The sequence below is a fragment of the Streptomyces sp. NPDC056734 genome, assembly GCF_042790455.1.
Classification (GTDB): Bacteria; Actinomycetota; Actinomycetes; order Streptomycetales; family Streptomycetaceae; genus Streptomyces.
In genome coordinates, this window is sequence record NZ_JBHTZD010000032.1 from 54,061 (window position 1) to 67,021 (window position 12,961).

A 12,961-nucleotide genomic window follows, 5' to 3' on the forward strand; every position below is an offset into this window, starting at 1 on the left:
GTCTCTTCTTGCCGTCTTGCCGGTGTCTCGTGTCTCTTACTCGGCCCGCGCGGCGGACTTCTCCTGTGCGGCGGACTTCTCCTGTACGGCGGCGGCCTTCTCCTGCGCGGCGAATTTCTCGACGTACCGCAGGGATCTGAGCCCCCGCTCCAGATGCCAGTGCAGATAGGCGGAGACCAGCCCGCTGCCCTCGCGCACATACCGGGGCTCGCAGGAGTCCGCCGTGTCCCAGTCTCCCGTGAGCAGCGCCCCGAGCAGGTCCAGGGTCCGCGGTGAGGGTACGACACTGCCGGGCACCCGGCAGTCGACGCAGACCGAGCCGCCGGAGGAGACCGAGAAGAAGCGGTTCGGGCCGGGCAGGCCGCATTTCGCGCAGTCGCCGAAGCTCGGGGCGTAGCCGTTGACGGCGAGGGAGCGCAGCAGGAAGGCGTCCAGGACCAGGTGCGGGGTGTGCTCACCGCGGGCGAGGGTGCGCAGCGCGCCGACCAGCAGCAGATACTGCTGGACGGCCGGCTCGCCCTCGTGGTCCGTGAACCGCTCGGCGGTCTCCAGCATCGCGGTGCCCGCGGTGTAGCGGCCGTAGTCGGTGACGATGCCGCCGCCGTACGCCGCGATGGTCTCGCTCTGGGTGCACAGCGGCAGCCCGCGGCCGATCAGCTCGCCGCCGCGGGCGAAGAACTGCACATCGACGTGGGAGAACGGCTCCAGCCGGGCGCCGAACTTGGACTTGGTGCGGCGCACCCCGCGTGCCACGGCCCGTACCCGGCCGTGACCGCGGGTGAGCAGCGTGATGATCCGGTCCGCCTCGCCGAGTTTCTGGGTGCGCAGGACGACGCCGTCGTCCCGGAACAGACTCATCGCCGCCCACCTCCGCGCGGGGGCCCGGGGCACGGCGTCCCGCGGTCCGGCTCACCCGGCTGCGGGGGGCGCGGCGGGATGCCGTGGTGGTGGGGCAGCGTCATGACCCCATTCTCGCCCACTCGGCCGGTGCGTGTGGTCGGCGGAGCCCCTTCAAGGGACCTCGCCGCGGCTGCGCGCGTTCTCGTAGGCCGTGGCCGCGCGCAGCCGCTCGGCCCCGCTGGCCGCCCGGACCGCGCCGGGCGGGGTGTCCCACTCCCGGCCGCCGCCGACGGGGCGCAGCTGCACGTACGGCCCCTCGTGGCCCATGACGACGCCTACCTGGCCGGTGCGGGTGTCGACGACGTACGCGCCGATGGGGGGCTTGGGCGTACTCACAGCAGAACCGCCTCGCCGTGCCCGGATACCGGAGAAATCCCGGCCCTTTCGCCTGCGGCCCGCATTTTTTTCAACGTTTCCTCCGCCTCTTCGACGCATCGCGCCGCGCCTTGTGCTGCCCCGTGACTCCCCGGCTTTTCCGTATCTCACGCTTTTGGCTTCACGGCGGCGCGACGGGCCGTAGACTCGCCGACTGATTTTGTTCCGCCGGGATACAAGTGCCTGGCCATTGGGGGGTGTTGGTCATGGCCAGAGGCTGATTCGGTACCTCGGGTGGTGTGCGAACACGACGGTACCGTGCGCCCGGGAAATCCTCGGCCAAAATTCCGCGGCCGTTTGTGACCACCCGGCTCGAATCCGTAAATCGGCGGCGTTTTCGAGCAGTTGTGGAGGAATTCGAGGGACCTTGCCGTGATCACGGTGTCCCAGCCCATACCGCCCACAGCGGAGGCGCGACGACAGCCACGCATACGGAACCCGGTGAGGCGAACGCACCATCCGGAGGACCTGAGGCAAAAAGCGCCGGACGCCTCGAAACACCGGACCGCACCACTGCCGGTCAGGGGCGCGGGGAACTGCGCGACCAGCCACGACGAACCCGCACCCGCCACCCCACCCAAGCCCCGCGGACGACTAGGCGCCCCCAACCCACCCGGAGGGTCACGCGCCCCCGGTCAAAGCCTTCCGCGCCCCCTCTACATCCCGCCTCCGCAACGCCGCCACAACCCCCCGATACCGCCCCACCCGCACCTCGGGCCCGAGCGCAACCCCACCCAGCTCCCCGGACACCCGCAGGGACACCTCCCGGAACACCCCCAGCAGCTCCGGCACGAGCGCACTGCCCACCGAGGCGTACAGCAACTCACCGAACTCCCGGTCGAGTTCACCGAACTCCTCCCCGACCGCACCTTCCATCCGCTCCAGGACGGAGTCCAACGCGTCGAGCCGCTCCTCCGTCACCGCCCCCGCGACCCGCCGGATCAGCCCCTCCTCCAGCACCTCCCGCACCTGAAGGATCTCCGCGAGCACCCCCGCCTCACCGTCCCGGAGGGCCAGCGCGCGGAAGGTGAGCCCGTCCACCAGCGGAGCGAGCGACGCCCGGCCGACGTACGTGCCGTAGCCGTGCCGGATCTCCACGAGGTCGAGAGCCTGGAGGGCCTTGAGGGCCTCGCGGACGGAGTTGCGGCTGACGCCGAGGTCCGCCATCAGCTCCGTCTCGGTCGGCAGCGGAGCGCCCGCGCCGAGTCCCCGGTCCAGGATGAGGCGGACGACCGCGCGCTGTATCCGGCGGTTCCTGGTGTCGACGCCCATGTGCGGCATCGTACGCGTACATATGTCCGACACCCCGGGCCGGGTTGTGACCGGCACTCATGCCCGCCGCCGGGCACCGGCATTGCCCCGACCCGTGGCATATAGGCCATTCGTGTGCGATCCCTTGACCACCCCCACGCCCTTTCTTATGGTCACGCTCACCAGGACGTAGAACGTCGTACCTTCTGATCGTCACATTCCCACCTTCTGATGGTCACCTTCCTCTCCCCCACCGCTGGAGGAACCGTGCGCGACGTCCCCCACGGCGTCCCGGCGCCGTCCCGCCGGGCGTTCCTGAGCCGTACCGGGGCGCTGGGCGCCGCCGCGGTGTCGGCGTCGCTCGCGGGGTGCGGGCCGGAGTCGACGATCTACACGGGGGGCGGTTCGGGCACCGACCGCACGCTCACGGCGGTGATCGGGTACGGCAACGACGGGAACTGGGATCCGACGCAGACGGCGTCGGCGTTCTCGATGGCGGCGAACCACCACATCTACGAGGGGCTGGTCGACACCGACCCGATCACCCGGGCCCCCTACCCCGCGCTCGCCACCGCGCTGCCCGCCGACCCGGACGCCACGGCCTGGACCTTCACCCTGCGCGAGGGCGCCCGCTTCCACGACGGCACGCCGGTCACCGCGGACGACGTGGTGTTCGTCTTCGACCGGATCCTCGACCCGGACACCCAGACCCTCGCCAAGGGCTTCTTCGCGTCCTGGCTGAAGGAGGCCCGCGCGCTGGACGCGCGGCGGGTGCGGCTGGAGCTGCGGTTCCCGTTCCCGGAGGGGGTGTCCCGGCTGACCCTGGCCAAGGTCATGCCGAAGCATGTCTTCTCCCGGCCCGGCGGCTGGGACGACGCGATCAAGGGGCTGGCGGTCGGCTCGGGACCGTACCGGCAGTCCGCGCACCACCCGAAGTCCAACACCGTCTTCGAGGCGTTCGCCGGTTACAACGGCCCGCGCCCGCCCGCGTTCAGGAAGATGAACTGGCTGGCGATCATCGACGCCGCCCCGCGTGTCGCCATGATCTCCGGCGCCGGGGCGGGCGTGCAGCTCGCGGACAACATCCCGTACGCCAATATCGCCCAGCTCCAGGGCGGCGGGATGGAGGTGGGCAGCGGGGCCGGGATGAACAACCTGTTCCTGATGTTCAACACCGCGCACCGGCCGTTCGACGACGTACGGGTGCGGCAGGCACTGCGTTACGCCGTGGACACCGGCACCATCGTGGACGTGGCGCTCAAGGGCCACGGCCGGCCGGCGACCTCCTTCCTCGACGACGGCAATCCGGCGTACCGCCGGGCGAGGACCGTCTACGAGTACGACCCCGACCGGGCGCGGGCGCTGCTGAAGGAGGCCGGGGTCAGCGGGCTGAGCGTGGAGATCATGGCGGTCAATGTCAGCTGGATCATGGACTGTCTGCCCACCATCAAGGCGTCCTGGGACGCGATCGGGGTGCGCACCACGCTGGCGCCGCAGGAGACCACGGCGGTCTTCACCAAGCTGGACCAGAAGCAGGACTACCAGGTGGTGGCCGCCGCCTCGAACCCCAACCAGTTCGGTGTCGACGCCGATCTGATCATGCGCTACAACTACGGCCCCGAGAACCTGTGGATGGGTTACACCCGGTGGGCACACGACCCGGTCGCCCGGCAGCTGTTCCGGGACATGGACCGGGCGACCCGGGAGCCGGACGCCGCCCGCAAGAGGGCGATGATCCAGGACTGCGTCGATGTCGTCGCCGAGCAGGCGGTGCTCTACCCGGTCGTCCACAACGCGCTGATGACCGCCTGGAACCCGCGCCTGCTCACCGGGGTCAGGGCACAGCCGTATCCGGGGATCAATCTGCTTCAGGCCACCTGGGTCTGACGGTACGGAGGGGAGTCGCGCGTGGTCGCCGTCGTCAGGATCCTCATCCGCCGGGTCGCGCTGCTGGTGCCGCTGATGCTGGGGATCGTGCTGTTCGTGTTCGTGGTGATGCGGTTCTCGGACGTCGACCCGGCGTCCGCGTTCTTCCAGGGCGCCAATCCGACGCCCCAGCAGCTGCACGACTTCCGCGAGGAACACGGACTGCTCGATCCGATGCCGGTGCGGTACGTGAATTTCGTGGGCGATCTGCTCCACGGTGACCTGGGCACCAGCGCCCTGACCCGGGGCGAGGTGCTGGACCAGGTGCTGACCGCGCTGCCGCTCACCATGCAGCTCACGTTTCTGGGGCTGGGCATCGCGGTGGTGCTGTCGCTGATCGGCGGGGTGACCGCGGCGATCTACCGGGACCGGATGCCGGACCAGATCATCCGGGTGGTGTCGCTGATCGGGGTGGCGGCGCCCGGGTTCTGGCTGGCGCTGCTGATGATCCAGTACTTCGCGGTCGGCCTCGGCTGGTTCCCGGCCGGCGGCTACATCAACCCCGCCGACTCCGTCACCGGCTGGCTGCGCACCCTCGCGCTGCCCGCGCTGGCGCTGTCGCTGCCGGTCGCCGCCCAGCTGACCCGGATCGTGCGCACCTCGATGGTGGAGGAGCTGGACAAGGACTATGTGCGGACGGCGATCGGCAGCGGGCTGCCGCCCCGGGTGGTGGTCGGGCGCAATGTGCTGCGCAACGCGCTGATGAACCCGCTGACCGTGCTCGGGCTGCGCGTCGGCTATCTGCTGGGCGGCGCGGTCGTCATCGAGACGATCTTCTCGCTGCCCGGCATGGGCAAGCTGATGATCGACGCCGTGAAGAACGGCGACCCGGCGGTCGTCCAGGGGGTGGTGATCACCACGGCGATCGGGTTCGTCGTGGTCAACCTCGTCATCGACGTCCTGTACCTGCTGGTCAATCCGCGACTGAGGGACTCGACCGCATGATCATGACCCGTAAGGCGCTGACCGAGGCCCTCGCCCGCCCGGGTGTCCGGCTGCGCGGCTGGCGCCGGCTGCCGCCGCTGTCGAAGATCGCCGTCTGCTTCCTGGCGGTGGTGGTGCTGACGGCGGTGTTCGCGCCGCTGCTCGCCCCCTACGACCCGCTGGCGCAGTTCCCGCCGGTCGACGGCACCGGGCAGCCCTCCGCCGCGCACTGGATGGGCCAGGACAGTCTGGGCCGGGACCTGCTGAGCCGGCTGATGTACGGGGCCCGCTGGTCGCTGGCCATCGGGCTGGGGGCGACCGGGCTCGCGCTGGTGGCGGGCGCGCTGCTGGGGGCCGTCGCGGCGACCTCCCGCAAGGCGGTGGACGAGACGCTGATGCGGTGTCTGGACGTGGTGATGGCGTTCCCGGGCATCGCGCTGGCGGCCGTCCTGGTCGCCGTGTTCGGCGGGGGCATCACGGTCCTGATCTGCGCGATCGCGTTCCTGTTCACGCCGCCGGTGGCCCGGGTGGTGCGGGCGAACGTGCTGGACCAGTACGGCGAGGACTATGTGACCGCCGAGCGGGTGATCGGGGCGCGCACCGGGCACATCGTGTGGCGGCACGTGGCGATCAACTGCGCCGCGCCGGTGCTGGTGTTCTGCACGGTCCAGGTCGCCGAGGCGATCGTGTTCGAGGCGTCGCTGTCCTTCATCGGCGCGGGAGTCCGGCCGCCGGACCCGTCCTGGGGCAGTGTCATCGCCGACGGCAAGAACATGGTGCTGACCGGCGGCTGGTGGGCGACGGTCTTCCCCGGGCTGCTGATGCTGGTGACGGTCCTGTCCCTGAACGTCCTCTCGGAGGGCGTGTCCGACGCGTGGGCGGCGCCCGCGCCCCGCGAGGTCGAGGTGCCAAAGGGGCACACGGACCGGCTGGAGACGCCGGAGCCCGGCAGCGGGGAGGTGCTGCCGCTGCCGGGCCTCACCGACGCGGCCCGGCGACTGCGGTCGCGGGCCCGCCCGCTGCCGGCCGGCGAACCTGTGCTCGCGGTGGAGAACCTCGCCATCGGGTTCGAGGGCCGCCACCGGGGCGTGGACATCGTGGACGGCATCAGCTTCGAGGTGCGGCCCGGTGAGGTGCTGGGGCTGGTCGGCGAGTCGGGCTGCGGCAAGTCGCTGACCGCGCTGACCGTGATGGGCCTTCAGCCCCGGGGCGCCCGGGTGCGCGGCCAGGTCCGCTTCCACCGGCGCGACCTGCTCGCCGAGCCGACGCGGGTACGGCGCCGGCTGCTCGGCCACGAGATGGCGATGATCTACCAGGACGCCCTCTCCTCCCTCAACCCGGCGATGACGATCCGCGCCCAGCTGAAGCAGGTCGTGCGCCGGGGCGGCCACCGCACTCCCGCCGAACTCCTCACCCTGGTCGGCCTCGACCCCGACCGCACCCTGCGCAGCTACCCGCACGAACTGTCCGGCGGACAGCGTCAGCGCGTCCTGATCGCCATGGCGCTGTCGCGCGAACCGAAGCTGATCGTCGCCGACGAGCCGACCACCGCGCTCGACGTGACCGTGCAGGCGCAGGTGATACAGCTCCTGCTGCGGCTGCGCGCGGAACTGGGCTTCGCCCTGATCCTGGTCTCCCACGACCTCGCCCTGATCGCCGACATCACCGACCGGGTGGTGGTCATGTACGGCGGCCAGATCGTGGAGAGCGGCGTCACCTCCGACCTGGTCCGCGCCCCGGCCCACCACTACACCCGCGGCCTGCTCGGCAGCGTGCTCTCCCTGGAGGGCGGCGCGGAACGGATGACGCAGATCAGAGGCGTCGTCCCGTCCCCCGCCGACTTCCCCCCCGGCTGCCGCTTCACCGACCGCTGCCCCCGCGCCACCACCCTGTGCCACACCACCGCCCCCACCCTCACGGGCCCCCCCACCCACCTGACGGCCTGCCACCGGCCGGCGGTGGATGTGGTGGCTACGGGGAGTGAGGTGGTGGGGTGACGGGGGTGGGGGAGTACGTGGGGGAGTACGTGGGGGAGTACGTGGGGGATCGATGCCCTGTGACCCCCGCACTCACCCCCTGTAACCCCACCCATCCCCCAGCTACGGAGGCCCCGTGAACGCCCTCGTCAAACCCGAGGATCTCGGTGAGAGCGCCGGGAAGCCCGCCCTCGTGCGGGTCACGGACGCGCACGTCGTGCACAAGGCCCGCAGCGGGGGCGTCTTCACCCGGGACCGGGTGTACGCGCTGACCGGGGCGGACCTGACCCTCGCCGCCGGGGAGACGGTCGGGGTCGTGGGCGAGTCCGGGTGCGGCAAGTCCACGCTGGCCAAGGTGCTGGTGGGCGTGGAGCGGCCGACGTCGGGCACGGTGGCGTTCCGCGGCCAGGACCTGTGGGAGATGTCGCCGGGTGAGCGCCGGACGGCGATCGGCGGCTCCACCGGCATGATCTTCCAGGACCCCTCGACCGCGCTGAACCGACGGCTGACCGTCCGCCAGATCCTGCGCGACCCGCTGGACGTGCACGGCCGGGGCAGCCGCCCCCGGCGCGAGGAACGCGTGCGCGAGCTGATGGCCCTGGTGGGCCTGCCCACCGCCCTCACCGACGCCCTGCCGGGCCAGCTCTCCGGCGGCCAGCGCCAGCGCGTGGCCATCGCCCGCGCCCTCGCGCTCGACCCGGACCTGGTGGTCGCCGACGAGCCGACCAGCGCGCTGGACGTCTCCGTACGCGCCCAGATCCTCAATCTCCTCCTCGACCTCAGGGAACGCCTCGGCCTCGCGCTGGTGTTCGTATCGCACGACATCCAGACGGTCCGGCGGATGAGCGACCGAGTGATCACCATGTACCTCGGCCGGATCGTCGAGGTGGCCCCGGCCGCGAGGGTCACCGACCACGCCCGCCACCCCTACACCCGCGCCCTGTTCTCCGCGACGCCCGGCCTGCTGCACCCGATCGACCCGATCCCGCTGGTGGGCCCGGTGCCGTCGGCGACCCGGCCGCCGAGCGGCTGCCCGTTCCGTACCAGGTGCTGGAAGGCCGATCAGCTCTGCGCGGACAAAATGCCCGATTTTTCGGCCGCGTCAACCCCGGGCCACCGCTTCCGCTGTCACCATCCTGTTGACGAGGACGAGTCGACCCGCGATCTCGCCCGCCAGAGCCACCCCCGGGAGTCCTGATGCCCCTGCCCGCCCCGCTCACCGGAGTCGTCCCGCCCGTCTGCACGCCGCTGACGCCGGACCGCGAGGTCGACGTCCGCTCACTGCGGCGGCTGGTCGACCATCTGGTGGCGGGCGGGGTGCACGGCCTGTTCGTACTGGGCTCGACCTCCGAGGCGGCCTATCTCACGGACGCCCAGCGCCGCCTCGTCATCGAGACGGTCGTGGCACACATCGGCGGCTCCCTGCCGGTCCTCGCGGGCGCGATCGACATGACGACACCCCGCGTCCTGGACCACCTCGCCGTCGCCACGGCGGCGGGCGCCGACGCCGCCGTGGTGACCGCGCCCTTCTACACCCGCACCCACCCCGCCGAGATCGACCGCCACTACCGGCTGCTCGCCGAACGCGCCGGGATCCCGGTCTTCGCGTACGACATCCCCCTCTCGGTCCGTTCCAAGCTCTCCCCGGCCCTGGTCCTGGAACTGGCGGCGGACGGCGTCCTCGCGGGCCTGAAGGACTCCAGCGGCGACCTCGGCGGCTTCCGCGAGGTCGTCCTGGGCGCCCGCGCGCTGCCCGGCTTCAGCGTGCTGACCGGCTCCGAGGTGGTCGCCGACGCGGCCCTCGCCCTCGGCGCCGACGGGGCGGTCCCCGGCCTCGCCAACGTCGACCCGCACGGCTACGTCCGCCTCTACCGCCAGGTCCGCGCGGGCGACCTGGACCGGGCCCGCGCCGAACAGGAGCGGCTGTGCGCCCTGTTCGCCATGACCGGCGCCGGCGACCCGGCCCGCATGGGCGGCAGCTCCTCCGCCCTGGGCGCCTTCAAGGCCGCCCTGCATCTGCGCGGCATCATCGACTGCCCGGCCACCGCCGACCCCCAGATCCCCCTCTCCCCGGACGAGACCCAGCGAGTCGGCAAACACCTGGCAGCGGCGGGACTCCTCTGAGTCACCCCAGCTCCCGCACCCCGATCCGCCGGAACGCGATCGTCTCGTACGTCCCCGTCACCCCGGTCTCGTACAGGATCCCCACGGTGTCCCGCCCGAGCGGCGCGAGGTCGGAGTATCCGGCCCGCTGCCCGGAGAGGGTGAGCGCCTTGGTGAAGGTGCTCCCGCCGTCCGTACTGCGCCACACCGCCATCGACCGCCGCTCGGTCGGCACCGACGGCCCGGAGAACAGCAGCGGGGCACCCCGCCCGGGGACCTGGAGGACACTCGCCTGGACCACCGGGACGTCATCCAGGGTCCGCTGGACGGCGTAGGGCCGTTCGAGGCTCGCGCCGCCGTCGCGGGAGTGACCGTCGAGCCGGTTCCCGACGCTGGTGCCGTGCTGGTCCCGGGCGGAGAAGTAGAGCCGCCCGTCGGGGAGCTGGGCGGCGCTGGACTCATTGGCGTTGTCGACCCCGTCGTAGGAATCGTCCACGAAACCGATCCGCCAGCGCCGCCCCCCGTCATCGCTGTACAGGGCGTGTCCGCCGTACCAGCGGCGCTCCTGCCCCGTGTCGCCAAAGTGCGCGGGCGGGGCGGCGGAGTGATTGGCCGGGACCACCAGCCGCCCCCGGTGACGCCCGTGGGTGAGGGCGACGGCATGCCCGGGCCCGGTGGCGTACCAGCGCCAGCCGGGCAAGGTGACCTCGGCGGTGATCTCGCGCGGCACCCCGAAACTCCGGCCGTCATCGACGCTCCGCTGCACAAACACCCGGCGCCCCCGCACCTCCCCCCGCATGATCTGCCCCTCGGTCACCGCACCACTGTTGTACGAGGTCAGCAGCACGACCGCACCGGAACGCGGGTCGACGACGGGCGCCGGGTTCCCCCGCGTGTCCCCCTCCCCGGCGGCCACCACCACGAGCGGCCCCCAGGTACACCCCCCGTCGCCGGACCGCCGCAGCACGACATCGATGTCCCCACTGTCCCCGGCCCCGTCCCGCCGCCCCTCGGCAAAGGCCAGCACGGCACCCTGCCGGGTCGCCACGACAGCGGGAATCCGATAGGTGTCATAACCCCCACGCCCAGCGACATAGGGCACGGAGGAAACACAGCCGGAGGCGGCGGAGGCAAGGGGAGTGAGAGGGCTGAGGAGCACGGCGGAGGCAAGCAGGCTACGGACCACAAACATGGCTCTCATCACCCACATGCTTCCTGACGGAACGTCAGAACCCGCGACGACTCCCCGACGCGGCCGACCACAACGCCACCCTTAGGGGACGCGCGCCCCTACAACCCCCCAGACCCCAACGCCGTCAGGGGCCCGCGCCCTGCAACGCCTCAAACCACAACGCCGACAGGGGCGCGGGGAACTGCGCGACCAGCCACAAACAACCCGCACCCGGCACACCCCCCGCACCCCCACCCCCTCACCCGCCCGAACCCCCCACCCGCACCAACCCCGACTCATAAGCCACAATCACCAACTGCGCCCGATCCCGCACCCCCAACTTCCCCATGATCCGACTGACATGAGTCTTCGCGGTGAGCGGACTGAGCCCGAGCACCTCACCGATCTCCGTGTTGTTCAACCCCCGAGCCACCAGCACGAGCACCTCCCGCTCACGGCCGGACAGACACCCGGGCCCACCCACCCGAGGCACGGCAGGCACGGTCGGACTCCGCAGCACCCGCTCGATGAGCCGCGCGGTCGGACCCGGCGACAGCAGCGCCTCCCCCGCGGCGACCGTACGGATGGCGTCCAGCAGTTCGGCGGGCCGGGTGTCCTTGACCAGGAACCCGGCGGCCCCCGCCCGCAACGCGGAGACGATGTTCTCGTCGCTGTCGTACGTGGTGAGCACCAGCACCTTCACCGCCGCGAGCGCGGCATCCGCGGAGATCAGCCGGGTCGCCTCGATGCCGTCGAGGTCGGGCATCCGGATGTCCATCACGATCAGATCGGCGCGGGCGCTGCGGGCCAGCTCGATCGCCTCCCGTCCGGTCCCGGCCTCCCCGACGACCTCCATGTCCTTCGCGGACTCGACGAGCATCGCGAACGCCGACCGTACGAGGGTCTGGTCATCGGCGAGCAGCACCCGGATCGGCCCGCCCCCCTCGTTCCCCCCACTCACCGGGCACCTTCCTTCGCGACAGGCCCGGCGCCCCCGGCAACCCCACCGGGCCAGACGGACGCAACAGCCTCACCGGACTCACCCGGCTCACCCGGCTCACCCGGCTCACCCGACTCCACAGCCTCCGCCACCCCATCCTCACCCCCCAGCGGCAGCACCGCACTCACCTCGAACCCCCGCCCCCCGGACAGCGGCCCCGCCCCCAGCGTGCCACCCACACTGCGGGCCCGTTCCCGCATGCCGACCAGCCCGTAGCCCGGCGTCCCGGTGCCGCTGCCCGCCCCGTCGTCGGTGACGGTGACCCGAAGGACGCCGGAGTCGCCGTACACCCGCACCCGTACGGCGAGGTCGTCGCGTCCGCCGTGCCGGACGGCGTTGGTGAGGGCCTCCTGGACGATCCGGTAGGCGGCCGCGCCCACGGCGGGCGACACGGCGTCGGCGGTGACGCGGAGATCCACCGTGGCCCCGGCCAGCCGGGCGCTGTCGGCGAGGTCGCCGAGGCCGCGCAGACCGGGCAGCGGGCCCCGGCTCTCACCGCCGTCCTGGGCGCGCAGCACCTCCAGCGTGGTGCGCAGCTCGCCGCGCGCCGACCGGCAGGTCCCGGCGATGTCGTCGAGGGCGGCGGCGATGGCGGCCCGGTCCAGCCGCTCGGGATCGGCGTTCAGGACATGCGCGGCCACGGAGGTCTGCACGCCGATCAGGGTGATGCTGTGGGCCAGCAGATCGTGCAGGTCGCGGGCGATGCGCAGCCGTTCCTCGGCGACCCGGCGGCGGGCCTCCTCCTCCCGGGTCCGTTCGGCGCGCTCGGCACGCTCCACGATCGCGGCGAAGTACTGCCGGTAGTAGCGCACATCGATGCCGCAGAACAGCATCGCGATGATCCAGCCGGAGATCCGCAGCAGCTCGCGCAGCCCGTCGGGGTTGGTGAGGGCATTGACGACAAGGGCGGTGCCCAGCAGGGCGCCGCCGGTGATCAGGGTGCGCCGGACCGTACCGATGGCGGCGAGGGTGTACAGGACGATCATGGTGACCGGGATGGGCGCCGAGTGGTTGTTGTCCAGCGCGTGGTACGGGCCGATGAGGGCCATGACCACGAGGAGCACCAGCACCGGATGGCGGCGCCGCCACACCAGCGGCACATGGGCGGCGTACAGCAGCGTCCAGCCGAGCGCGTCGGGCCGCAGCCCGGGGTCGCCCACCAGGCCGAGACAGGTGCCGATGAGGGCCGCCGCGACGGCGAGGACGGCGTCGTTGCGCAGGGCGTGCGGGGCGGTCAGCGGGTCGCGGTTGATCGCGGCCATGATCCGCTCGCCGACGCGGGGCCGGGGCCGTCCCGCCTGGGTGGTTGCCTGCACGGGTTCATCTTCCGCCAAG

10 protein-coding genes and 1 pseudogene are annotated in these 12,961 nt (G+C 72.0%); 5 read left to right on the top strand and 6 right to left on the bottom strand.

Annotated elements, in window-relative coordinates:
* Positions 1-114: 114 nt before the first annotated feature.
* The 3 genes and pseudogenes from recO to ACFRFC_RS34235 form a co-directional block, all read right to left on the bottom strand.
* A pseudogene (gene recO / locus ACFRFC_RS34225) lies at positions 115-858 on the bottom strand (DNA repair protein RecO); the annotation flags it as partial.
* Positions 859-1,011: 153 nt separating this feature from the next.
* Positions 1,012-1,236, bottom strand: coding sequence for a hypothetical protein (locus ACFRFC_RS34230; protein WP_382689103.1), 225 nt, complete (start codon positions 1,234-1,236; stop codon positions 1,012-1,014).
* Positions 1,237-1,896: 660 nt separating this feature from the next.
* Positions 1,897-2,556, bottom strand: coding sequence for a FadR/GntR family transcriptional regulator (locus tag ACFRFC_RS34235; RefSeq protein ID WP_382689102.1), 660 nt, complete (start codon positions 2,554-2,556; stop codon positions 1,897-1,899).
* Between the two features lie 237 nt (positions 2,557-2,793).
* Here ACFRFC_RS34235 and ACFRFC_RS34240 point away from each other — a divergent pair, with 237 nt between their 5' ends.
* The 5 genes from ACFRFC_RS34240 (at position 2,794) to ACFRFC_RS34260 (ending at position 9,476) form a co-directional block, all read left to right on the top strand.
* The gene (locus ACFRFC_RS34240) at positions 2,794-4,413 is read left to right on the top strand and encodes an ABC transporter substrate-binding protein (protein WP_382689099.1); all 1,620 of its coding nucleotides are present in this window, start codon (positions 2,794-2,796) and stop codon (positions 4,411-4,413) included.
* Positions 4,414-4,434: 21 nt separating this feature from the next.
* Positions 4,435-5,397, top strand: coding sequence for an ABC transporter permease (locus tag ACFRFC_RS34245; RefSeq protein ID WP_382689097.1), 963 nt, complete (start codon positions 4,435-4,437; stop codon positions 5,395-5,397).
* Positions 5,394-7,373 (top strand): dipeptide/oligopeptide/nickel ABC transporter permease/ATP-binding protein, encoded by a 1,980-nt coding sequence (locus tag ACFRFC_RS34250; protein WP_382689095.1) that lies wholly within the window; start codon positions 5,394-5,396, stop codon positions 7,371-7,373. The genes ACFRFC_RS34245 and ACFRFC_RS34250 overlap by 4 nt, the downstream gene beginning before the upstream one ends.
* A gap of 115 nt (positions 7,374-7,488) precedes the next feature.
* The gene (locus ACFRFC_RS34255) at positions 7,489-8,550 is read left to right on the top strand and encodes an oligopeptide/dipeptide ABC transporter ATP-binding protein (RefSeq protein ID WP_382689093.1); all 1,062 of its coding nucleotides are present in this window, start codon (positions 7,489-7,491) and stop codon (positions 8,548-8,550) included.
* Positions 8,550-9,476, top strand: coding sequence for a dihydrodipicolinate synthase family protein (locus ACFRFC_RS34260; RefSeq protein WP_382689090.1), 927 nt, complete (start codon positions 8,550-8,552; stop codon positions 9,474-9,476). Before ACFRFC_RS34255 ends, ACFRFC_RS34260 begins: the two co-directional genes overlap by 1 nt.
* 1 nt (position 9,477) lies before the next feature.
* Here ACFRFC_RS34260 and ACFRFC_RS34265 read toward each other — a convergent pair whose 3' ends face one another.
* The 3 genes from ACFRFC_RS34265 to ACFRFC_RS34275 form a co-directional block, all read right to left on the bottom strand.
* Positions 9,478-10,647, bottom strand: coding sequence for an exo-alpha-sialidase (locus ACFRFC_RS34265; protein ID WP_382689234.1), 1,170 nt, complete (start codon positions 10,645-10,647; stop codon positions 9,478-9,480).
* A 238-nt stretch (positions 10,648-10,885) separates the two neighbouring features.
* The gene (locus tag ACFRFC_RS34270) at positions 10,886-11,587 is read right to left on the bottom strand and encodes a response regulator (RefSeq protein WP_382689087.1); all 702 of its coding nucleotides are present in this window, start codon (positions 11,585-11,587) and stop codon (positions 10,886-10,888) included.
* Positions 11,584-12,942, bottom strand: coding sequence for a sensor histidine kinase (locus ACFRFC_RS34275; protein ID WP_382689085.1), 1,359 nt, complete (start codon positions 12,940-12,942; stop codon positions 11,584-11,586). Before ACFRFC_RS34275 ends, ACFRFC_RS34270 begins: the two co-directional genes overlap by 4 nt.
* Between the last annotated feature and the right edge of the window lie 19 nt (positions 12,943-12,961).